Genomic DNA, 22463 nt, shown 5'->3' on the forward strand with positions numbered 1-22463 from the left:
ATGCGGTCTTTTTGTTTTTTAATAAATAATATTATTTTTTCCCTTTCTTGATATCTGCTGCCAATTCTTTTGCCAGTTTTGCGTAAGATTCAGAAATCCTGTATCCTGAGTTATAATCGTTTCCAAAAGCACCTCCGCCCGGAACATCGGAATAATCAACAGTTAAGAGAATCTTACCTGGATTAGCTTTATCAGATATTGTAATTGTAGTATTGATCTTAGAATCCTGTCGCCACGCACCCACATTGTATCCAGGATATATCCAAGTTGTTTTTACTGTCATTACATAAGGAGCTCCATTGTTTTTCCCAACCTGGATAGACGGTTCTCTTTTGTTAAAAGATTCGATAAATTTTGGTTCATAACGGTCTTCTCTGTCAGCAAACCAGGACTTTTTGAAATCATCATCTGTTCCTTTCTCTTCTCTTTTTTTCATTTTATCCTTAAGGAAATCCTCTTCAGTTTTGAATTTGTCAACCTTAAGATTAGAATAATCGAATGTTACATCATATAGTGTGATTCCCTTCAAGGCAGCGAAGCTACCTGATGTGACCTTCATTTTCTGAGCTGTTAAAAATGTTGAAACAGCTATCAATCCCAATAAAAATAGTTTTTTCATAGTTGATTTGTTAAGTATAATTTTTATGTTCGTAAATCTATAAAATTAATTGGTTTTCTACTATTCGGATGATGAACTATTTTAAACAAAGTATCAAAATCGACAATCTCAATTTTCGGACTGACTCTCAATTTTGCACGGAAATGATCCCGAACTTCATTCACAAAATTTTCATCGTTATTTTCTGTACTCAACTTAATAATAATTTCATCCAAACCTATTTCACTGGAGTGGATCACAATCTGATAACAGGAAATTCCCGCAAAATCATTCAAAATATCATTCATCGCCGGCGGATAAAGCGTCGTTCCTTTGTATTTTATCATTTGCTGTTTTCTTCCGATAACAGGACTTAATCGCATTGTATTTCGGCCGCATTTACAAGGTTCGTAATGCGCTTTTACCAGATCTCCGGTTTTAAATCTCAACAACGGAAGCGCTTCAACCCCCAAAGTTGTAATCGTTAATTCACCGCTTTCTCCTTCTTTTACAAGATTCTCGTCTTCATCAAGGATTTCTGTAATAATCAATTCCGGATGATGATGTCCGCCAACTTGGAATTCACATTCCGTGAAAGCCGTACTCATTTCCGTAGAAGCATAAGTTGAAAACAACTGAATACCCCATCTTTCCTTGATTTTTTGAGACAAAATATTATCTGTGAAATCCTGATTTTTTATACTTTCGCCAATGCAGACCGCACCAACCACACTTGAATTTTTATAATCTAAACCATTTTTCTCAGCATAATCGATCATTTTCAATAGAAAAGACGGAACGGTTATCAGATATCTTGGCTTGTATCTAAAAATTGAATCCCATTGTAATTCAGGAATTCCCGGTCCCATTCTCACAACGCCTGCCCCGATTTTTCTGAGGCCAAGCAAATAAGCTAAGCCGGCAATAAAGCGCTTATCGATCGTTGTAATCATTTGAACGACATCACCTTTGGAAATCCCTGCGCACGAAAGAGAAATTGCTTCGTTGTAGGCAATTCTTTCCATATCTTTTTCTGAAAGACCAAAAGTCACAGGGTCGCCTAAAGTTCCGGAAGTGGTACTGAAATCAACAATTTCGGTCATCGGAACACAAAAGAAATCATTATTATTTTGCTGAATATCATTCTTTTCCGTAGTAGGAATTTTGCGCAGATCTTCCAACGTATTGATATCATTAATATCGATATGATTTTCTTTGAATAATTTCTGATAAAATGGCGAATGATTTTGCAGGTAAATCAACAGTTCTTTCAATTTTGATTCCTGAAATTTTTTAATTTCTTCAGCCGTTGATTTCTCGATGATTGGGTACAGTTCCAAGTATGATGATTTTAAAGGACAAATTTATAAAACATAATATAATTTTATGATTCTGAAATTGAAGTTTTTAACATTCAGAAACGCCATAAAATATGCTTTAAAAATCGACAAAAATCACTAAATTCGCAAACTTAATCCACAAGAAACAGATTTGACACATTAAAAATGAGCAAGTTTACCGAATATAAAAATCTTAGCCTTACCGAAACTGCTAAAAACATTGCAGAATTCTGGAAAAATAACGACACTTTCAAAAAATCCGTAGAACTTCGTGAAGGACAACCGGAATTTGTTTTTTACGAAGGACCACCTTCCGCCAACGGAATGCCTGGAATTCACCACGTTATGGCAAGAGCGATTAAGGATATTTTTTGCCGTTACCAGACGCAAAACGGGAAACAGGTTTTCCGTAAAGCCGGTTGGGACACGCACGGACTTCCTGTAGAATTGGGTGTGGAAAAAGAATTGGGAATTACTAAAGAAGACATCGGTAAAAAAATAACAATCGAAGAATACAACGAAGCTTGTAAAAACGCTGTTATGCGTTACACAGATGTCTGGAACGATATGACCGAAAAAATTGGTTATTGGGTCGATATGGAAAATCCATACGTGACTTACAAACCAAAATATATGGAAACCGTTTGGTGGCTTTTGAAGCAGATGTATGACAAAGGTCTCATCTACAAAGGTTACACCATCCAACCTTATTCTCCGAAAGCTGGAACTGGATTATCTTCTCACGAAGTTAATCAGCCTGGCGCTTACCGTGATGTGACGGACACGACTGTTGTCGCTCAGTTCAAAACTTTACCGGAAACTCTGCCTTCATTTTTGCAAGGATATGGTGATGTTCATTTCCTGGCTTGGACAACAACACCTTGGACTTTGCCTTCAAACACTGCTTTGACAGTTGGTCCAAAAATCGATTATGTTTTGGTTAAGACTTTCAATCAATATACATTTGAGCCGATCAATATTGTTTTAGCTAAACCTTTGGTTGGAAAACAATTTGGAAAAAAATTCGTGGAAGGAACTGACGAAGATTTTGCGAATTATACTTCAGAAAGCAAAACCATTCCTTATCAAATTTTAGCCGAATTCAAAGGTGCTGATTTGGTTGGAATTAAATATGAGCAACTTTTAGACTACGCGAAACCTTACCAAAATCCGGAGAATGCTTTCCGAGTAATTTCTGGAGACTTCGTAACAACGGAAGACGGGACAGGAATCGTTCATACAGCTCCGACTTTTGGTGCGGATGATGCAAAAGTTGCGAAAGAAGCTTCGCCGGAAGTTCCGCCAATGTTGGTTTTGGATGATAATGGAAATCCGGTTCCTTTGGTAGATTTGCAAGGCCGGTTCTTATCTGTCGTTAATGATAAAATCTACGGCTTTGCAAATGAATATGTGAAGTCGGAATACCTAAATGACGAAGAAAAGAATATTGAATTCAATATTCAGAAAGAGAACCTGAAATCAATCATTGCAGATTTGAAAGTTTATTTATCTGTTGATGAGAGAATTGCGCTTAAATTAAGAAAAGAAAACAAAGCTTTCAAAGTTGAAAAATATGTTCACAGTTATCCGCACAGTTGGAGAACCGATGAGCCATTGTTGTACTATCCGTTGGATTCCTGGTTCATCAAAGTAACAGATGTAAAAGACAGAATGTTCGATTTGAATGAAACCATCAACTGGAAACCAAAATCTACCGGTGAAGGCCGTTTCGGAAACTGGCTGAAAAATGCCAACGACTGGAATCTTTCCCGTTCAAGATATTGGGGAATTCCGTTGCCGATTTGGAGAACGGATGATAAAAAAGAAGAAAAAATCATAGGTTCTGTTGAGGAATTATACAACGAAATCGAAAAATCAATCAAAGCCGGTTTCCAAAAAGAAAATCCTTTCAAAGGTTTTGTGATTAGCGATATGTCGGAAGAAAACTACGCAAAAGTAGACCTTCATAAAAATATTGTAGACCAAATTACGCTGGTTTCAGCTTCCGGAAAACCGATGAAGCGTGAAAGCGATTTAATTGATGTATGGTTCGATTCGGGTTCGATGCCTTATGCGCAATTGCACTATCCTTTTGAAAACAAAGAGCAAGTTGATAACAACAAAGCGTTCCCGGCAGATTTTATAGCAGAAGGTGTTGACCAGACTCGTGGCTGGTTCTATACTTTGCACGCAATTGCAACAACGGTTTTCGACTCAGTCGCTTATAAAAATGTAGTGTCGAATGGTTTGGTCTTAGACAAAAACGGACAAAAAATGTCTAAACGTTTGGGGAACGCTGTTGACCCATTTGAAACGCTTTCAGTTTACGGACCAGATGCAACGCGTTGGTATATGATTTCGAACGCGAATCCTTGGGAAAACCTGAAATTCGATATTGAAGGCATTGACGAAGTGAGAAGAAAATTCTTCGGAACACTTTATAACACTTATTCTTTCTTCGCTTTGTATGCCAATGTTGACGGCTTCAAATATCTTGAAAGTAATGTAGAAAGTCGTCCGGAAATTGATCGTTGGATTTTATCCGAATTAAACTTATTAATCAAAGAAGTAAAATCTTTCTACGAAGATTACGAACCGACCAAAGCTGCAAGAGCAATCAATACTTTTGTGAATGATAACTTGTCCAATTGGTACGTGAGATTATGTAGAAGACGTTTCTGGAAAGGTGATTATTCCAATGACAAAATTTCCGCTTATCAGACTTTATATACTTGTCTTGAAACTGTTGCTAAATTGTCTGCACCAATTGCACCATTCTTTATGGATCAATTATTCCAGGATTTGAACAAAGTGACAGGCAAAGATTTGGTAAATTCTGTTCACTTGACGGATTTCCCTGTTGCGGATGAAAGTTTGATTGACCAAGATTTGGTTGAAAAAACACATTTGGCTCAGCAAATTACTTCGATGGTTTTTTCATTGAGAAAAAAAGAAAATGTAAAAGTTCGTCAGCCACTTCAAAAAGTGATGATTCCGGTTTTGGACAAAAAGACAGAAGAACAAATTTTGGCAGTTTCAGAACTCATCAAGCAAGAAGTGAATGTTAAGGAATTACAACTGATTAATGCAGAAGAAGCATCGCATCTTATTGTAAAACAGATCAAACCGAATTTCAAAACGCTTGGTGCGAGATTAGGAAAAGATATGAAAACGGTTGCTGGAGAGATTTCAAACTTTACTTCCGAACAGATTGCTGAGTTGGAAAAATCAGGAAAAACAGAGGTTGCAGGTTACGAAATTACGATAGAAGATGTTGAAATTTCCACGAAAGATATCCCGGGCTGGACGGTTGCAAGCGAAGGCAAAACAACTGTGGCATTAGATTTGACGCTAACGGAGGAATTGAAGGCTGAAGGAATCGCAAGGGAGTTCATTAATAGAGTTCAAAACCTGAGAAAAGACAAAGATTTTGAATTAACGGACAGAATTTCAATAGAATTGGAAGAATCCTGCCCTTTCCGACAAGAATTTATTAACAATGATGCATATATTTCTGCAGAAGTATTGTCGGATAAAATAGAATTTGTAAATTCACTTTCAAATTATGAAGAAATAGAGATAGATGAAGAAAAATTCAAAGTAAAAATTGAGAAAATATAATCCATATTACTTTATTATTAAGGATTTGTTAATTGAATTTTTAACTGGATTATTTTCAAATTTTATCTTTATTCTTGCTGGTTGAAAAATGCGTGATAATAAAATAGAATAAAAGTTAAACAATAAATAACCGCTGGAAATGGCTGACGAAAAATTACGATATAGCGATGCTGAGCTTCAGGAATTCAAGAAACTGATTCAAGACAAAATCGCAAAAGCTGAAAACGACCTTGGTCTTATAAAAGAGAGTTTTATTAATAATCAAAATAACGGAACGGACGATACTTCGCCAACTTTCAAAGCTTTTGAAGAAGGCGCTGAAACACTGAGTAAAGAACAGAATGCTATTTTAGCTTCAAGACAGGAAAAGTTTGTGCGTGATTTGAAACACGCGCTCATCAGAATCGAGAACAAAACTTACGGTATCTGCAGAGTGACTGGAAAACTAATTCCAAAAGAAAGGCTCCAGGCTGTTCCGCATGCCACACTTAGCATTGAGGCTAAGAATATGCAAAGATAAATCACTGTTTATCAAAACACAAAGTCCGAATTTCTGATTCTAAAGATTGGAAATTGGGACTTTTTTCTTATAACAAAAATGACAATTCTAATTATTCTACTTCTGGTTGCAGCAGTCGGTTTTGCCGTAAGCAGAAATCAATCGGTAAAAAACATCTTCAAGCCCGGACAAAAATATTACTCCATTGATGATGAGTATAATGCCCAGCGAAAAGAAAGACAAGACGAGATTGATCGTCTTTTAAGCAAAATTGGAAAAAACGGCTTAAATGATCTGACGCAAAAAGAACGCAAAAGACTGGACGAATTGTCCAAGAAATAAGTTATTTGAATTACATTTGCAAAACTCTTTTTGAAGGAAACAGATCTCAAAAATTTAATCAATGGAATCTATTATTGTACATCCAAAAAACTCTATGGAACTGGCAGCGCTGAAAAGCGTATTGAAAGATATGGGCATTGAGTTTGAAAAATTTCACACCAGAAATCAATTTCATAATCAGAAAACGGTTCAAAAAATCAACGACAGAAAGGAGAAAAAAATTAATAAAAATCAAAAACCCAAAGGATTGTAATGAAAAAAATAGTACTCATCACTTTTCTTATTCTATTAATAGACCAGTTTTCTAAAATCTATATTAAGACTCATTTTTATCTTGGAGAAAGCATCAACGTTTTCGGACTGAGCTGGTTCAAACTGACTTTCGTAGAAAATCCCGGGATGGCATATGGCCTGCACTTTGGCGGATTGTGGGGAAAATACACGTTAATTCTTTTGAGAATCATCCTGGCAATCGGAATGGTTTTTCTGTTCAAAAAGTGGTTGAGAGAAGGCGCATCCAATTATCTGATCATTCCAATGGCGATGATATTTGCAGGCGCAATCGGCAACGTTTTTGACGGTATTTTCTACGGTGTTATTTTTGACAGCGGTACTTTTTATGATGCAGAATCCGGAAGATGGATTGATTATGGCGGAATTTCTAAACTGACGCAATTTGGACACGGTTATTCCGATCTGATGAAAGGCTGTGTGGTAGATATGCTCCATTTTCCCCTGGTTGATACAACCTGGCCGGACTGGGTTCCAATCTTTGGAGGTAACAGGATTGAATTCTTTAAGTATATTTTTAACGTTGCGGACAGTTCTATTACGTTGGGTGCATTATTTTTGTATATCTTCAGAAAGAAAGCTTTCCCCAATGGATTGGATTTTTAAACTATGAAACGATTCAAAAAAATATTATTTGCAGGACTGATTTTCTTCGGAATATCGGTTCTTTTTATTTTCTGGGCTAATTTCAAAATCGAAAATGAAACCGAAGATAAAGTTACCTCCGAATTGTCAGAACTTCCCAATGAAAAAGTCGGACTTCTTTTAGGAACCAGTAAAATACTGGCCAACGGAAACCCAAATCCTTATTTTTTTAACCAAATCGAGGCTACAGTTCAACTTTACAAATCCGGAAAAATTAAAAATATTATTGTAAGCGGTGATAACTCCCGAAAACATTACAACGAACCGGAAGACATGAAGAACGAGCTAATCAGATCCGGCATTCCAGCAGATAAGATTTACGAAGATTTCGCAGGTTTCAGAACTTTGGATTCGGTGGTGAGAGCCAAAGAAATTTTTGGACAGAAATCCTATATTATTATTTCTCAGCAATTCCATAATGAACGTGCTGTTTTTCTTGCGCAAAAGAATGGCATAGAAGCCTTTGGTTATAATGCAAAAGACGTTAACCAATATGCAGGTTTTAAAACTAATGTCCGCGAAAAATTAGCAAGAGCAAAAGTGTTCTGGGATTTTTTATTTGGTGTGGAACCGAGGTTTGGAGGAGAAAGAATAGAAATCAAATAAATCCTTTCGTTTTTTTTAAGTTGTCCAAACTTTTTATCTTTCTTATTTTTACAATCTGAAAAAATTATAATGTCAAGAATACTTACAGGTATACAAGCCACAGGTACGCCACATCTAGGAAACCTTTTGGGAGCCATTATTCCCGCAATCGAGTTATCAAAAAAAGCAGAGAACGAATCTTTTTTGTTTATTGCTAATCTGCATTCTTTAACACAAATCAAAGATGCAAAAGAACTGAAACAAAACACTTACGAGATTGCTGCAGCATGGCTTGCCTGCGGACTGGATACAGAAAAAACATTTTTCTACAGACAAAGCGACATACCGGAAACTTGTGAATTATCCTGGCATTTATCGTGCTTTTTCCCTTACCAGAGACTGACTCTTGCTCATTCTTTCAAAGATAAAGCAGACCGATTACAGGATGTCAATGCCGGATTGTTTACTTATCCGATACTGATGGCAGCAGATATTTTGTTATATGACGCAGAGATTGTTCCTGTGGGAAAAGACCAGCTGCAACACTTGGAAATAGCACGCGATGTAGCATCCAGATTCAATAATCAGATGGGTGAAGTTTTTGTTTTACCAAAAGCCGAACTGGAAGAAAATACGAAATATGTTCCGGGAATCGATGGACATAAAATGTCAAAATCCAGAGGAAATATTATTAATATTTTCTTGCCCGAAAAAGAATTAAAGAAACAAGTAATGTCCATCGAAACTGATTCTACACCTCTCGAAAACCCAAAAGATCCTGATACAGATAAAGTTTTTGCTATCTATTCATTAATTGCGACACCGGAACAGACAGAAGAATTGAGAGCCAAATACTTAGCCGGAAATTATGGTTACGGTCACGCCAAAAAAGAATTATTGGATTTGATTTTAACCAGATTTGAGAAGGAAAGAGTAACCTTCACTTATTATATGAATAATCTGAATGAGTTGGAAGCAAAACTACAGGAAGGTGCTGAAAAAACCAGAGTTATCGCAACTCAAACGATAAAAAGAGTAAGAGAAAGTTTGGGAATATAATTTCAACTTTTAAAATGTAAAAAGCCTTTCGGATCTGAAAGGCTTTCTTTTTATAAATATTGTTTGATTTCCGATAGATGTTTGATGAATTTCAACCCTTCTTCCTGAGGATTTTCGTCCAAAACGTCAAAGAAAATAATATCAATCCCAAAATTCTGCGCGCCTTTGACATCGGCAATCCAATCGTCGCCGATTAAAATACTTTCTTCTTTACTGGCTTTCGCAAGTTTTAATGAATATTCGAAAATTTCCGGTCGTGGCTTTCTGATGTTGACGGAATCTGCACTGGTAATGGTTTCGAAAAAACCGGAGATTCCGGAGAGAATACATTTCCGTTCAGTTACTTCCTGAAAACCGTTGGAAATAATGTGCATTTTATAGTTCTTAGATTTCAAATAGTTGAGCAGATCCAGTGCACCGTCAACCAACTCATTATATTTAAGGATTTCGTCCAGGAAATGATGTTCGAAGTAATCGGCGAGATTGACATCATCCACTCCAAAATTCAGGAACGTGTCATAAAAACGATGTTTTCTGAGATAATCTTTGTCAATTTCGCCGTCACGTATCTGTTCCCAAAGTTTTTCGTTGATGATATGATAGGTACTGTGAAATTCTTCAAAATCAATTTTATACTTCTCAGATATTTCCTGCTTTCCAAATAAATCTCTAATGGTTAAATAAGCATTCTTGCGATGATCCCACAACGTATTATCAAGGTCAAAAAAAATGTGCCTTACGTTTTTCATAAGGCACAAATCTAGTCAATTTTTTTTGTCCACGTAGGAAAGCTCAGTCATAAAATTCAATTATTTAAAATCTAAAAATCTCAGTTTTTTGAAACTAAAACAATTTTTCTATTTTTAGTTTTTATCGGTTGAATATTTTTCGAATAATTCAACAGAAAATCGATGATTTCTTTTTTAGGCGTCAAAGCTTTTGTTGTTAAAGTGTCGTTTTTTTTCATAGGCAGGCTTTTACAACATAACGCCAAAAAAAAATGTTTATTATTATTTTGTCAAAATAATTTTATTTTCCTCCATGATTTTTCTCAGGTTGATCAAAGCATATCTCACTCTGCCCAGAGTTGTATTGATACTTGTATCTGTATGATCCGCAATCTCTTTGAAACTCAGACCATCAAAAAATCTCAGCTTGATTACCTCTTGCTGATTGTCAGGAAGCATTACCAGCATTTTTAGCAAATCCTCATTTATTTGATCTGCTATTAGTTTATCCTCAATATTGTTTTCCGGCTCCTTAATGATATCAAATATGGAGAATTCTTCATTATCAAAAGAAGTTTCCGAGATTTTGATATTTTTAGATTGCAGCCTGAAATGATCGATGATCAGATTATGTGCAATACGTTTTGCCCAAAGGATGAACTTGTTTTCTTCTTTGTAACGACCTTCTTTTAAGGTCACAATGATTTTAATAAAGGTATCCTGAAAGATATCGTTTGCCAAATCTTCATCCATCAACTTGTAGTAGATGAACGTGAAGAGATCTTTTTTGTGTCGGTTGATCAGTGTAGAAAGGGCCTTCTCATCGCCATTCTGATATTGGAAAATCAGTTTGCTGTCCGTTTGCGTTTTCATAACTATACTCTTAATTTGTGAACCCAACCATACACTCAGATACTGGTGTAACTGATTTGACAGGTTCGATTCTGTTATTATTTTTTAAGAGTAAATTTTTTCTATACGCAAGATTTTTAAAGAGGTGTAAAAATAATAAAAAAGATCAAACAAAAAGTTAAAGGATTGTTAAATTTTCATTTTTCTTTAATTTGATTCAAAAAAAACCGAATAGTTAAATCAATTAAGTAAAACCAATGGGATATTTATTGTGAAATTGATATTAAGTCCTTTCAGCTCTTTTCCATTAATTCCGTCTTTATCTAGAGAAAATCCATAACCTCCGGTCAAATCTAAAATCCCGAAAAGACTAAAGCCGGCTTTTGGTGCAATATATTTATTAGTTGCTTCTGCTCCTAAAATAAAATAATGAGCGTGATAAAAATCCACATTTTTCTGGAAATTCAATAAAATGTCAGCACTTACTTTAGGCATTATAGCAAATTTTTGATTCGATGAGCCCATCAAAGCAGAAACTCCTGTCCTGAAAACGACATCATCATTACTCAGAAAAAGTAGTTTTCCGCCGACTTCACCAAAACTTTGATTCTGATAAACATAACCTGCGGTCAACAGCTTATGAACGGTAAGCTGAGATTTTGCAAGTCCACAAAAGGTAAAAAGCAAGACAACTGTATATATAATTGATTTCATTGATTAATTTTTTAACGGAATTATTTATTCCTGCACAAAAGTAGCAAAAGTGATGCAATGATTTGATAAAATAAAAAACTGCTTTACCCAAAGATAAAGCAGTTTCCAGATTTCTAAAATTCCGAATCTTACAATCCGAATTCTTTTTTGATATCCTCTACCCGATCCAGTTTTTCCCAAGTGAAAAACTCAAGATCTTTTAGAGTTAATTCGTTTTTCTGTCCTTTGTTAAAAGTTTTATCAGCTACATAATAATCTTTTCCCATATGTCCGTAAGCTGCAGTTTCTATATAGATAGGGTTTCTCAGCTTAAGGTTTTTCTCAACGGCATAAGGTCTAAGGTCAAACAATTGCTGAACTCTTTTCGCCAATTCTCCATCATTGATATCCAGTTTTGAAGTGCCGTAAGTATTAATATAAAGTCCACAAGGCTCTGCAACACCAATCGCATAAGAAACCTGAACCAAAACCTCATCTGCAACGCCTGCCGCAACTAGGTTTTTAGCAATGTGTCTTGTTGCATAAGCAGCACTTCTGTCAACTTTGGAAGGATCTTTTCCTGAGAAAGCACCGCCTCCGTGAGCCCCTTTTCCTCCGTAAGTATCAACGATGATTTTTCTTCCCGTCAAACCTGTATCGCCGTGAGGACCACCGATTACAAATTTTCCAGTTGGGTTGATATGATATTTGATATCGCCGTTGAACAATTCTTGGATTTCCGGCTTTTGTTTAGCCTTAACTTTAGGAATTAAAATTTCGATAATATCTTTTTTGATTTTAGCTAACATCGCTTCTTCACTTCCGAAATCGTCGTGCTGTGTAGAAACCACAATACTGTCGATTCTGATTGGCTTGTGATCGTCAGAATACTCGATAGTTACCTGAGATTTTGCATCCGGACGCAAGTAAGGAATTGCGTTTCCTTCTCTTCTTAGATCTGCTAATTCTTTTAGAATCTGATGCGCAAGATCCAAAGCCAAAGGCATATAATTTTCAGTTTCGTTGGTAGCATAACCGAACATCATCCCCTGATCTCCAGCTCCTTGAGCGTTTGCTCTGGCTTCGAAGTCGGTTTCGTCCAAAGTTCTGTCAACACCCTGATTGATATCCGGAGATTGTTCGTGGATTGCGGAAATTACACCACAAGAATCACCATTGAACATATATTCACTTTTCGTGTAACCAATTTTATTGATCACATCTCTCGCGATATGCTGTACATCAAGGTAAGCATCAGACTTCACTTCACCAGCCAAAACAACCTGGCCAGTCGTCACAAGCGTTTCACAAGCTACTTTTGAGTTTTTGTCATAAGCTAAGAAATGATCGATAAGCGCGTCAGAAATCTGATCAGCTACTTTATCAGGATGCCCTTCAGAAACTGATTCGGACGTAAATAAATAAGACATAAATAAATTCCTTTTATATTAATTTGTTTAAGGATAAACCACTGATTGTAAAAAGGAACTAAAAGAGAAAAATCTGTTTTAGCATTTTTTATTGAGGTTGCAATCAGTCAAAGTTCTCCTCCGTTTATTCAAAAATCGAGGGCAAATTTACAAAGTAATTCTTAAACTTCAAAATGAATTCCTATTAAACCAGTATGAATTTATTCAGGTTTTATGCTGACATAGTTTTCAGAATCCTTATAATAATTAAGTCTTTGTGACATCGATTCTCTGATTTCTGAAATCAGTTCATCAATAATTTTCTGTTTATAAGTCGGTTTATAATAGATGATGCTGATTTCTCTGAAAGGAAACGGTTTTATAAATCTGGAAACTTTTTGTTTTTGTTCTGTTGACAATTGCTCAACGCCCATTTCCGGAAGAATCGTGATACCACCTACCTTATCGACCATTTGGATTAATGTATTGATGTTGGAAGCCAAGAATTCCAAATTACTGGGTTTCAGAGAATTTTCTTTTAAATGGCAAATATTTTCAAATTGTGTTCTTAAACAATTTCCTTCTTCCAAAAGCCAAACTTTGTCCACATCGATGTCATCAGGAACCACAAAACAATCCTTTTTTGAACCACTTTCCTGGCTTGCGGAGTACAACATCAGTTCCTCGTTGAAAAGAAAATCCTGGTAAAACTCATCAGCAGCAGAATATGGTGTAGAAATAATTCCTGCATCTAATTCTCCGGATTTCAAAGATTTGATGATACTTTCAGTTGTCATTTCTTTGATATTCAGTTCAATCTGGGGATTCTTTTGAAGGAAACTAAAAATCTCATTCGGGAGAACATAACTTGAAACGGTTGGGATAATTCCTAGATTCAATTTACCGGCAAGAATATTATTGAGAAAATTAGCCTTGTTCTTGAGTTCCATTACAGAATCAATGACTTTCTGAGCTTCTTTGATAATTTCCGCTCCGGCGTCTGTTGTTCTGATTGGATGAGTTGTTCTGTCAAAAACCTTCACATCAAGCTCATCTTCAAATTTCTGAATCATTGCACTAAGTGTTGGCTGAGTAATGAAACACGCTTGCGCAGCTTTACCAAAATGTTTATATTTATCTACTGCAATCAGATATTCTAGTTGTTGGATATTCACGATTTCTAATTAATTTTATCTATTACAAATATACTTATTAATTTGTTTCATAAATAAGTTTTTTTATCGAATTTAGCATCACAATTAATGAATTAAATCATAAATCTGAAATATGGAAAATAAGAGAAAACTCACAAACGCCGTTGGCTCACCTTATTATGAGCATCAGGATTCGCAAACCGTAGGACCTAGAGGTCCGGTTTTGTTACAGGATTTTATACTTCAGGAGAACCTTGCTCATTTCGTAAGAGAAAGAATCCCGGAAAGAATTGTTCACGCCAAAGGTTCGGGTGCATACGGAACTTTTACGGTAACACACGATATCAGCCAATATACAAGAGCAAAACTGTTTTCCAAAGTCGGGAATTCCTGCAGGATGTTTGCGAGATTTTCTACAGTAGGCGGAGAAATGGGAAGTGCCGATACGGAAAGAGATCCCAGAGGATTTGCTTTGAAATTCTACACCGAAGACGGAAACTGGGATCTGGTTGGAAACAATACACCGGTTTTCTTTATTAAGGATGCAAAAAAATTTCCTGATTTTATCCATACTCAGAAACGTGTCCCGAAAACCAATTTGAAAAGCAAAACGATGATGTGGGATTTCTGGTCGTTGAATCCGGAATCACTTCATCAGGTTCTGATTCTGATGTCTGACAGAGGAACCCCCTATGGTTACAGACATATGCACGGATTCGGGTCTCACACTTTTTCTATGATCAATGAAAATAATGAGAGAATCTGGGTCAAATTTCATTTCAAGACGCAGCAGGGTATCAAGAATTTTTCTGATGCCGATGCAACCAAAATGAAAGGTGAAAACCCGGATTTTGCGCAGGAAGATTTAGTCAATGAAATAGAAGCCGGAAATTTCCCGAAATGGAAACTTTACATCCAGACTATGACAGAACAACAGGCAAAAGAATGGCGCTGGAATCCATTTGATGTGACTAAGGTCTGGTTTCAGGACGAATTCCCACTACAGGAAGTTGGCGTAATGGAACTGAATGAAGTTCCAAGAAACTACTTCGTTCACGTGGAGCAGTCGGCTTTTGCACCAAGTCACTTAGTTGACGGCATCAGCTTTTCTCCGGACAAGATGCTTCAGGGCAGATTATTTTCTTATGCTGATGCGCACCGATACAGAGTTGGTGTGAACTCGCATCAGCTGGAAGTTAACAGATGTCCATTCGCTGTGAATAATTTCCAAAGAGGTGGTTTTATGGCAGACGATTCTAATTACGGTGACCAGCCGAATTATTATCCAAACAGCTTCAGTGATATAGAACCAACAGAATCATACAAATCTTTCGAATATGACCTGGACAACAATCATGTCGCTAACTTCAACAGGAATCAAAACGATGATGACCATTATACACAGCCGGGATTGTTCTATACAAAAGCTCTGAATCAGGAAGCGAGAACAGCTCTGGTCAACAACATCGTTGGCCATATGAGCGGAATTGACGGGCCAAAACGAGACGAGATCATCAACCGTCAGCTTTGTCATTTCTTCCGTGCTAATATAGAATTAGGAATGAGAGTAGCGCAAGGTCTTGGAGTTAACATCGATGCGAATGCAATGAACCACACTAAGTAGACTCAGAGATAAAAGACTGATAGAAAATAGATTTCATAGGAAACCTTTCGAATTTTTTTCGGAAGGTTTTTTTATTGATTATAAGTGAATTAATAATTATTTCTTTAAATTCGCTTCCCTTTTAATTTATCTATGAAGAAAACTTTATTCTCTTTAACATTTGCGTTATTATCAGTCCCATTTTTTGGGCAACAACAGAAAATTTCTTTTGAAACATCCGAAGGTTATAATCTGGGAACGGTTGTCGGACAAAAAGAATGGACCGTTAAAACCGATAATGTTCCGAACAATAACTTCAAAGTTGTTACCGGAAAGGCGACCGATGGCAACAATTCTGTGGAAGTCACCAGCACTAATAATTACACCGAAAACTTTACTTTCCTTTTCAAAAAAATCCCTGAATATAATAGACTTTCTGTTTCAGCAGACGTGAAAATGGAAAAATTGGACAGTTCCGATTACTATATGCTTTCCTTGTACTATAACAATAATGGCAATTATTCCTGGGCCGGTGGATTCAATTTTATGTACAGTGGTAAATTGTATGCTGACAGTGATGTCAATTTTAAAGATCTTGGAAGCTGGGTTCCCGGAAAATGGTATAACCTGAGGATTGAGATCGATCATGCAACCGACAAAAACGTAAAATATTACCTTGACAATCAATTGGTCCACACCTCTGCTCTAGGACCAAAAGTTGTAAGAGCAAACGATTTGAATTTTGAATTCGATAATGATGGAAGCGGTTTTATTGTTGATAATATCATCATCAAGGATATGGATCAACTGGCAGTTTCAGAAGTTGCGAAAACTGAAATTAATGTATTTCCAAATCCAACTTCGGATTTTATTAATATCAAATCCAATCAAGTCATTAGATCTGTTAAATTATACAATGCTGCAGGATTATTAATTAAAACCGAAAACAGCAATTCATCAAAAATAGATATGTCTTCTTTTCCAAAAGGAAATTACTTGATTTCCATCGAAACTGAAACCGGAACTGAAACTAAAAAAATCATTAAAGAATAAGCACCATATTCTTCAAAACTTAAAAACGGTTACTGATCATTCGGTAACCGTTTTAATTTCCAAAAGCCGTTTTTTTTCTTTACTTTTGTAACTATGAGTCAAAGATGGATTTATAAACCCGAGCCTGATGAAGAAATTGTTGACGGACTGATTTCTTCGATTGGATTTGGAACTTTAGAATCCAAAATCCTGGTGATGCGTGAGATTGACAATTATCAAAAGGCACGCGAGTTCTTCAAACCAAACGGCACAGACATCCACAATCCTTTTCTGATGGCGGATATGCAAAAAGCGGTAGAACGCATTGCAACAGCAATAGAAAACGGCGAAAAAATATTAGTTTACGGCGACTATGACGTTGATGGAACAACAGCCGTTGCGCTGATGTATCTTTATCTCAGCAAGATTGTTGATAAAAAATACCTTGATTTTTATATCCCGGACAGAAATGTCGAAGGTTATGGCATTTCTGATGAAGGAATTTATTTTGCAAAGGACAATGGATTTTCATTGATTATTGCATTAGATTGCGGCATCAAATCGGTTGACAAAATCGACCTGGCCAATTCTGTTGGTGTCGATTTCATTATTTGTGACCACCACTTACCTGGGGAAAAGCTTCCGAATGCAGTCGCAGTTCTTGATCCTAAGAGAAAAGACTGCCGTTATCCTTATAAAGAGCTGAGTGGCTGTGGTGTTGGCTTTAAACTTTGCCAGGGCCTTAACACCATTTATAAAATCCCGGAAAACGAATTATTCGAATTGACGGATCTTTTGGCTATCAGTATCGCTTCTGACATTGTTGCAATGACAGGCGAAAACCGTGTTTTGGCAATGCAAGGCCTTAAATTCCTTAGAAAAACAAGAAAATTTGGATTAAGGCTTTTAATTCCTGAAGAGAAATTAGCGCACTTCGAAATCTCAAATATCGTTTTTGATATTGCCCCAAAAATCAATGCTGCGGGAAGAATCTCGCACGCCAAGGCTTCGGTGGAATTAATGATTTCTAATAATCTGAAACAAGCTCAGCAAATTGTTGATGAGATCATCAATCTGAATGATGAACGACGAGAGATGGATATCACCATCACACAATCGGCAATGACCCAGGTTTTGGAACTGCAGAAAACCGAACGTTTCTCTACCATCGTTTATGATCCGAGCTGGAACAAAGGTGTTATTGGGATTGTAGCTTCCCGTCTTATTGAAACTTACTACAAACCGACTTTGGTTTTTACCGAAGGGAATAATGGAGAATTGGTAGCGTCCGCAAGATCGGTTTCTGATTTTGACATTCATAAAGCTTTGGAATTTTGTTCTGATCTTTTCATGAAATTCGGAGGACATCAGGCCGCAGCCGGACTTTCTATGGAAAAAGAATTCTTTGAAGAGTTTAAAGAACGTTTTGAAGATTTTGTAAAAAACAACATTCAGGATCATCAGAAAGAACCTTCTATCTATATTGACAGCATTGTGAAACCTGAAGATCTGAACCGCGAATTTTTTAATTTTCACAGAAAGCTAGCCCCTTTTGGTCCTCAGAATATGAAGCCTATTCTGGTTCTTAAAAATGTAAAAGTAAACGGTTATGTAAGGTTAATGGGAAAAGAAAGCTCACATCTGAAATTCAATATTCTGCAACCGACTACCGGAAGGAATATCGAATGTGTAGGCTTCCGATTCGGCGAGTTTGCAGAAGATTTTAAAACAAAAACATTTGATCTAGCATTCACCATCGAAGAAAATCATTGGAAAGGCAATGTTTCTCACTTTCTGAATATTAGAGATGTAAAGTTTCAGGACTAAAAAAATATCCCGCCTCATTTCGAGACGGGATTTTATTTTACTCCTTAATGATTTTCTTTATTGAAACTCCTTTATTGGTTTTTATTTTCAGATAATAAATGCCTTTTGGAGAGTTAATATTTAATCTAGATTCTTTTGAAGGCAAATTATATAGTTGCTTCTGCATAATTCTTCCGGTCAAATCATAAACTTCGACAGCATTAATTTTTTCATCAGAAATAATGTTAATCAATCCTTTGGTTGGAATTGGGTAAACTTTCATCTCCGTATCATTAAGATTCCCAGCATCCAAAGTTGGTTGTTTCTGAACCATTTTATTGGCAAATATCAATCCTTCCGAACAGGACACAATTGCATTCACATCTATGGATTGTCTTAACAAATTGTTATTGGAATACAAAAACACCTTAATGTAATATCTTCCTGGAGACAAAGAGTAATTATTTACTTTTGGACTTCTGTTGTTCAACCAGCCTTTGAAACCATCATTCATCCATTGTGTTTTTGTGATTTCGGTTTCAGTCTCACTTCCGTCAGCATTTACTTTTACAAGATATGTCCAGTTTCTTACGAATGATAATGATCTTAGATTCAACTTAGCATCTGTTGCATTATCAGGAATTGTAAATTCTCTGCTCTTATAAGTATAATAACCTTCCAAATTGTTGAGGGTAATCCATTGGCTGTTCTGCCCATTTGCAAGATCTGCATAGCTCCAGCCTGTGTAGGTATGTCTAACTTTAGGAGTAATTTCGGTTCCATTGATATCATAACCTTTCCAGTCATCTTCATCTGCATCAATTGCTATGAAATTATTTTCAGAATTTTTACCGGTTGACAAATCTGCGACATTTCCTCCAACGCTGAAAGTAATTGTCTGTGAAGAAGACGCTCCATTAGAATCAAAAACAGTCAATTTCGCTGTGTAATTTCCTGGTGTGTTATATGTAACCACAGGTTTTACATCTGTACTTGAACTGATTAATGGATTACCTAAAAACTCCCATTGATAACCTGCAATATTACCTGTACTAAGGCTTGCATCGAAGTTAATTGGATAATTATTTGGACTGAAATTGGATGCCGAATAGTTGATTTTAGCAGCAAGAACATCACTTGCACTATAAATAGTCGTTACATAATCATTGGTTTCAATCGGGAAATTGTAATCAAAATAGATCTCTGCCACGTTATTAACTGTATCACCTTCGACAAGATCTGACTTGGATCTCATTTTTAACAACACATTGCCATGACCTCCGCTTTGCAATTTTATGTTTTTGAATGCAAATTCTACCTGGTTTCCAACGATTTTTGTATCAACACTTGCTGAAGCATTTTGCAATTGTAATGTATTAATATCGAATTCATTTGGATCTACTTCCATTTTCACTACAATATTCTCCGCCTCTGCATTTCCTGTGTTTTCAAAATTGATGACATAGTGCATATATTTTCCTACCGTTGATACAGGAACCGTTTCTCCTTCCAAACAAACAATATCATTGGGGTCAAAAGAGTTAACGACAGTATGATTAAAACTAAAAAGATTGTCTTCCGGCGTGATGTCTGTATTAGTTGGCGTAATCTGCGCATTAAAAGCCAATATATCCCCCATATTCACAGGATTAGTTGAATCCGTAGGTGTATTGATCTTAAATATAATTTCCGAAGCAGTGTTAGCAAATGGTTTCAGGTCAGTATAATTAAATTCTATCGATCCATTGCTTAATATAGAATAAGGTAAAGAACTGCTCTGGAAAGTCATCTTATTGGAATCGTAATTCATTATCACTTTTCCGGATAAAGTCGTGTTTCCTTTGTTTCTCCATACCAAATTGTAAACAGCATCGAACCCTGGTCTTGCACTGGTCAGCGGTGCAATTACTACTTCCGCATCATTTTGGCTTCCGTTAGCTGTTACACAAATATCCTGCATGAAGACGTTATTGTTAGCATCTGCAAAAGTGGCAGAAAAATTAGCTGGCGAAACAGTAAACAGAGCTGGATTTTCTGCAAGTGCAACTATGTTAAAATTACCTGCTTGTGTATAAAACTCATATTTCCCATCATTCTGAACAAAAGTTTCGCCAGAATTAGTTCCATCATCAATTTTCAATTTTAGATATTCGAATGGGTTATCTGTAGAATCACAGCCATTGTTATTGGCATCTATTTTTACGGTTCCGGAGATTGTATTGTAATTTCCGCCTGGTGTGAATGAGCAGAAAGAGTTGACGTTAGCATTTATTCCTGCCAGTGCTAAATTTGTTTTTATTTCTTCAATTTCAGAATCATCAGCACAGATGTATTTGAGATTTGTAGTAGAGAAAGAACCTTCATATTCAATATACTGCTGTTTTCCATTCTTGATGAAAAGTGACTGCAAGTCTGGATTATTCATAACAGCAATGACTTCTAATTTTTTATTTTGAGAAAAATCTAAAATTGAAAATTTTGAATCCGGACAATATATCATTTTGAGATTTTCAAGTGAAGACACATCTATTGTTGATAATTTGCTACTACCAATATTAAGATTTTCAATTTTAGGAGTATTTACAAAAATCAAAGTTTCCAGATTATTTCCACCAACACTCAAGTTTTTCAAATTGGAACAATTTTTAATATTCAAATCTTTTAGTTCAGTTTCGTCTGCTACTATTGCCGTAATAGAAGAGCAATTTTCAAAATTAAGCTTTTCAATAGCTGTGTCAGAACCAGGAGCGGGCTGAAATAAAAATTGTTTTAGAGAACTACAATTTTTAAAATTTGCATCAACTAACCCAGATTGTTTATCTAATATAACATATTCTAATGAAGTACAATTTTCCGCATTCAAATGATGCATAAAATCAGTAGAAAAATCAGGTTGAGGATCTGCTCCAAAACTAAAGCCTACACTTGCAGAAAGTGTTTCTAAAGATTGCATGCCACTGATATCCAAATCAGAGATGGGTTGGTTATTTAAACTCAGATTTTTCAGAAACGCATTATTTTTAACCGTAAGATTCTTCAAAGATCCAAATGCATTAACAAATGGACTCGTTGAGTAATTAAAATAATCAAGATTTAATACTTCCAAATTGGTTGCTGCTGTGGCATCAAAAGAGTCTCCTTTAAATCTTTGGACAGAAATATTTTTTAGATTGGGAACTTGGCCTAGATCCATAGCATTGCAGGCATATAAATCTATCACACTCAGCAAGGGACAATTGATAGCTTGTAACGCTTGCAAAAACCACGAGCTACATTTTATTGTTACAAGACTCGAACAATTATTAGCAATAACTGTACTTACACCAGAATGATTACCTGTTGAATTATTGCTATCTAAATCTAAGTCTGTTAGCATTGGACAATCACTGACATCAATTGTACCAATCTGCAAAGGATTAAAGGAAGAAAAATTTCCTTTTATTGAAACCGATTTCAGCTGATTACATTGACTAAGATTGATATTGCTAAATTTAATATTAGAAATATAAACCGACTTAAGATTGGTATGATTACTGAGAATCAGTTCATCAGATGGATCAAAATAAGGACTGACACTTGTTAGTGTGATATACTCCAGCAAATCAGCATTCTGAATCTTATCCAAAAATAAATTATTCACGGAAACACCATAACTCAAGCTAAGGTTTTTGAGCTGTGGGATAATGTTGCCGTCCGCAAGCTCGATACCTGAAAGATTGAGCGACTCGAGATTAGGAAGATTAGCCAGGGATACTTTTGCAGGGTCAGAATTATAAAAAATTACAGAAAATTTCTTCAAATGAGCCAAGCCAGAGATATCTAATCCTGCTAATGGAACTGCTATTCTATGCAAACTAATTGTTGTTGCATTTGAAAAACTATTAATTCCCTGATAATCCATAATGGGATCCAACTCATTGAAATCTGGTTCTTGATATCCTCCTCCAAAATCAATCATTTTTGGTAATAACAAGATTTCACTTACAGATTCTGCTTCAGTAATACTAATCTCCCCATCTCCGTCGGCATCTATAGCAAAATAATTACCACTTAGATTCTTTGCAATAGTATTACCAGAAGAAGAGGACAGTAATACAGCCTTAAAATTCGCATCCGGGAAATTGATGTTTTGTGATCTGATTCCCAAAGAAAAGAGAATCATCATTATCAAGAATAATTTTGTTTTCATCATTTGTGCTTTCAGGG

The 22463-nt window shown here is 35.9% G+C and carries 19 protein-coding genes; 10 read left to right on the forward strand and 9 right to left on the reverse strand.

Annotated elements, in window-relative coordinates:
* Positions 1–31: 31 nt before the first annotated feature.
* Entirely contained in the window at positions 32–619 is a 588-nt protein-coding gene (locus AC5P2S_RS16360; protein ID WP_494555621.1) for a hypothetical protein, read from the reverse strand.
* Between the two features lie 23 nt (positions 620–642).
* Positions 643–1932 carry a flexirubin biosynthesis putative acyl-CoA ligase FlxY gene (flxY, locus tag AC5P2S_RS16365; protein WP_494557044.1) on the reverse strand — a complete coding sequence of 430 codons (1290 nt, stop codon included), beginning with the start codon at positions 1930–1932 and terminating at the stop codon, positions 643–645.
* A 171-nt stretch (positions 1933–2103) separates the two neighbouring features.
* On the opposite strand from flxY, the gene ileS reads away from it, so the two are divergent.
* From ileS to trpS, 7 genes are all read left to right on the forward strand, one after another.
* Positions 2104–5559: an isoleucine--tRNA ligase gene (gene ileS, locus AC5P2S_RS16370; protein WP_494555622.1), complete on the forward strand. Its 3456-nt coding sequence runs from the start codon at positions 2104–2106 to the stop codon at positions 5557–5559.
* Positions 5560–5698: 139 nt separating this feature from the next.
* On the forward strand, positions 5699–6079 hold the full coding sequence (locus AC5P2S_RS16375) for a TraR/DksA family transcriptional regulator (protein ID WP_072997529.1): 381 nt from the start codon (positions 5699–5701) through the stop codon (positions 6077–6079).
* A gap of 78 nt (positions 6080–6157) precedes the next feature.
* Entirely contained in the window at positions 6158–6400 is a 243-nt protein-coding gene (locus tag AC5P2S_RS16380; RefSeq protein ID WP_283417808.1) for a DUF6576 domain-containing protein, read from the forward strand.
* Between the two features lie 61 nt (positions 6401–6461).
* On the forward strand, positions 6462–6653 hold the full coding sequence (locus AC5P2S_RS16385; RefSeq protein WP_494555623.1) for a DUF2683 family protein: 192 nt from the start codon (positions 6462–6464) through the stop codon (positions 6651–6653).
* The gene (locus tag AC5P2S_RS16390) at positions 6653–7297 is read left to right on the forward strand and encodes a lipoprotein signal peptidase (RefSeq protein WP_494555624.1); all 645 of its coding nucleotides are present in this window, start codon (positions 6653–6655) and stop codon (positions 7295–7297) included. Before AC5P2S_RS16385 ends, AC5P2S_RS16390 begins: the two co-directional genes overlap by 1 nt.
* A 3-nt stretch (positions 7298–7300) precedes the next feature.
* Positions 7301–7942 carry a SanA/YdcF family protein gene (locus tag AC5P2S_RS16395; protein ID WP_494555625.1) on the forward strand — a complete coding sequence of 214 codons (642 nt, stop codon included), beginning with the start codon at positions 7301–7303 and terminating at the stop codon, positions 7940–7942.
* Between the two features lie 69 nt (positions 7943–8011).
* Positions 8012–8980 (forward strand): tryptophan--tRNA ligase, encoded by a 969-nt coding sequence (trpS, locus tag AC5P2S_RS16400; protein WP_494555626.1) that lies wholly within the window; start codon positions 8012–8014, stop codon positions 8978–8980.
* Between the two features lie 50 nt (positions 8981–9030).
* Here the strand turns inward: trpS and AC5P2S_RS16405 are convergent, their stop codons facing one another.
* The 6 genes from AC5P2S_RS16405 to AC5P2S_RS16430 form a co-directional block, all read right to left on the reverse strand.
* Positions 9031–9729, reverse strand: coding sequence for a YjjG family noncanonical pyrimidine nucleotidase (locus AC5P2S_RS16405; protein ID WP_494555627.1), 699 nt, complete (start codon positions 9727–9729; stop codon positions 9031–9033).
* A gap of 80 nt (positions 9730–9809) precedes the next feature.
* Positions 9810–9947, reverse strand: a complete 138-nt coding sequence (locus AC5P2S_RS16410; RefSeq protein WP_170144185.1) for a hypothetical protein — start codon at positions 9945–9947, stop codon at positions 9810–9812.
* Positions 9948–9990: 43 nt separating this feature from the next.
* A complete protein-coding gene (locus AC5P2S_RS16415) occupies positions 9991–10581 on the reverse strand; it encodes an RNA polymerase sigma factor (protein WP_120212336.1) in 591 nt (196 codons plus the stop codon).
* Between the two features lie 219 nt (positions 10582–10800).
* A complete protein-coding gene (locus AC5P2S_RS16420) occupies positions 10801–11274 on the reverse strand; it encodes a hypothetical protein (protein ID WP_494555628.1) in 474 nt (157 codons plus the stop codon).
* A gap of 128 nt (positions 11275–11402) precedes the next feature.
* Positions 11403–12683: a methionine adenosyltransferase gene (gene metK, locus AC5P2S_RS16425; protein WP_120212334.1), complete on the reverse strand. Its 1281-nt coding sequence runs from the start codon at positions 12681–12683 to the stop codon at positions 11403–11405.
* Positions 12684–12883: 200 nt separating this feature from the next.
* On the reverse strand, positions 12884–13837 hold the full coding sequence (locus AC5P2S_RS16430) for a hydrogen peroxide-inducible genes activator (RefSeq protein ID WP_494555629.1): 954 nt from the start codon (positions 13835–13837) through the stop codon (positions 12884–12886).
* A gap of 112 nt (positions 13838–13949) precedes the next feature.
* On the opposite strand from AC5P2S_RS16430, the gene AC5P2S_RS16435 reads away from it, so the two are divergent.
* The 3 genes from AC5P2S_RS16435 to recJ all read left to right on the forward strand — a co-directional run bounded on the left by AC5P2S_RS16435 (position 13950) and on the right by recJ (position 18278).
* Positions 13950–15440, forward strand: coding sequence for a catalase (locus tag AC5P2S_RS16435; RefSeq protein WP_494555630.1), 1491 nt, complete (start codon positions 13950–13952; stop codon positions 15438–15440).
* 132 nt (positions 15441–15572) lie between these two features.
* A complete protein-coding gene (locus AC5P2S_RS16440; protein WP_494555631.1) occupies positions 15573–16472 on the forward strand; it encodes a T9SS type A sorting domain-containing protein in 900 nt (299 codons plus the stop codon).
* Positions 16473–16565: 93 nt separating this feature from the next.
* Positions 16566–18278 carry a single-stranded-DNA-specific exonuclease RecJ gene (recJ, locus tag AC5P2S_RS16445; RefSeq protein WP_494555632.1) on the forward strand — a complete coding sequence of 571 codons (1713 nt, stop codon included), beginning with the start codon at positions 16566–16568 and terminating at the stop codon, positions 18276–18278.
* Between the two features lie 37 nt (positions 18279–18315).
* On the opposite strand, the gene AC5P2S_RS16450 is transcribed toward recJ, so the two are convergent.
* The gene (locus AC5P2S_RS16450; RefSeq protein ID WP_494555633.1) at positions 18316–22446 is read right to left on the reverse strand and encodes a DUF7619 domain-containing protein; all 4131 of its coding nucleotides are present in this window, start codon (positions 22444–22446) and stop codon (positions 18316–18318) included.
* Positions 22447–22463 lie beyond the last annotated feature (17 nt).

The sequence above is a fragment of the Epilithonimonas sp. 33E genome (assembly GCF_059372615.1).

Bases quoted from the DNA above. Each gene is read 5' to 3' on its own strand.
- AC5P2S_RS16385 (WP_494555623.1), top strand. From the start codon at position 6,462: ATGGAATCTATTATTGTACATCCAAAAAACTCTATGGAACTGGCAGCG.
- AC5P2S_RS16450 (WP_494555633.1), bottom strand. From the start codon at position 22,446: ATGAAAACAAAATTATTCTTGATAATGATGATTCTCTTTTCTTTGGGA.
- AC5P2S_RS16410 (WP_170144185.1), bottom strand. From the start codon at position 9,947: ATGAAAAAAAACGACACTTTAACAACAAAAGCTTTGACGCCTAAAAAA.
- AC5P2S_RS16395 (WP_494555625.1), top strand. From the start codon at position 7,301: ATGAAACGATTCAAAAAAATATTATTTGCAGGACTGATTTTCTTCGGA.
- metK (WP_120212334.1), bottom strand. From the start codon at position 12,683: ATGTCTTATTTATTTACGTCCGAATCAGTTTCTGAAGGGCATCCTGAT.
- ileS (WP_494555622.1), top strand. From the start codon at position 2,104: ATGAGCAAGTTTACCGAATATAAAAATCTTAGCCTTACCGAAACTGCT.
- AC5P2S_RS16405 (WP_494555627.1), bottom strand. From the start codon at position 9,729: ATGAAAAACGTAAGGCACATTTTTTTTGACCTTGATAATACGTTGTGG.
- AC5P2S_RS16375 (WP_072997529.1), top strand. From the start codon at position 5,699: ATGGCTGACGAAAAATTACGATATAGCGATGCTGAGCTTCAGGAATTC.
- AC5P2S_RS16420 (WP_494555628.1), bottom strand. From the start codon at position 11,274: ATGAAATCAATTATATATACAGTTGTCTTGCTTTTTACCTTTTGTGGA.
- AC5P2S_RS16415 (WP_120212336.1), bottom strand. From the start codon at position 10,581: ATGAAAACGCAAACGGACAGCAAACTGATTTTCCAATATCAGAATGGC.
- AC5P2S_RS16440 (WP_494555631.1), top strand. From the start codon at position 15,573: ATGAAGAAAACTTTATTCTCTTTAACATTTGCGTTATTATCAGTCCCA.
- recJ (WP_494555632.1), top strand. From the start codon at position 16,566: ATGAGTCAAAGATGGATTTATAAACCCGAGCCTGATGAAGAAATTGTT.
- AC5P2S_RS16435 (WP_494555630.1), top strand. From the start codon at position 13,950: ATGGAAAATAAGAGAAAACTCACAAACGCCGTTGGCTCACCTTATTAT.
- trpS (WP_494555626.1), top strand. From the start codon at position 8,012: ATGTCAAGAATACTTACAGGTATACAAGCCACAGGTACGCCACATCTA.
- AC5P2S_RS16380 (WP_283417808.1), top strand. From the start codon at position 6,158: ATGACAATTCTAATTATTCTACTTCTGGTTGCAGCAGTCGGTTTTGCC.
- AC5P2S_RS16360 (WP_494555621.1), bottom strand. From the start codon at position 619: ATGAAAAAACTATTTTTATTGGGATTGATAGCTGTTTCAACATTTTTA.
- AC5P2S_RS16390 (WP_494555624.1), top strand. From the start codon at position 6,653: ATGAAAAAAATAGTACTCATCACTTTTCTTATTCTATTAATAGACCAG.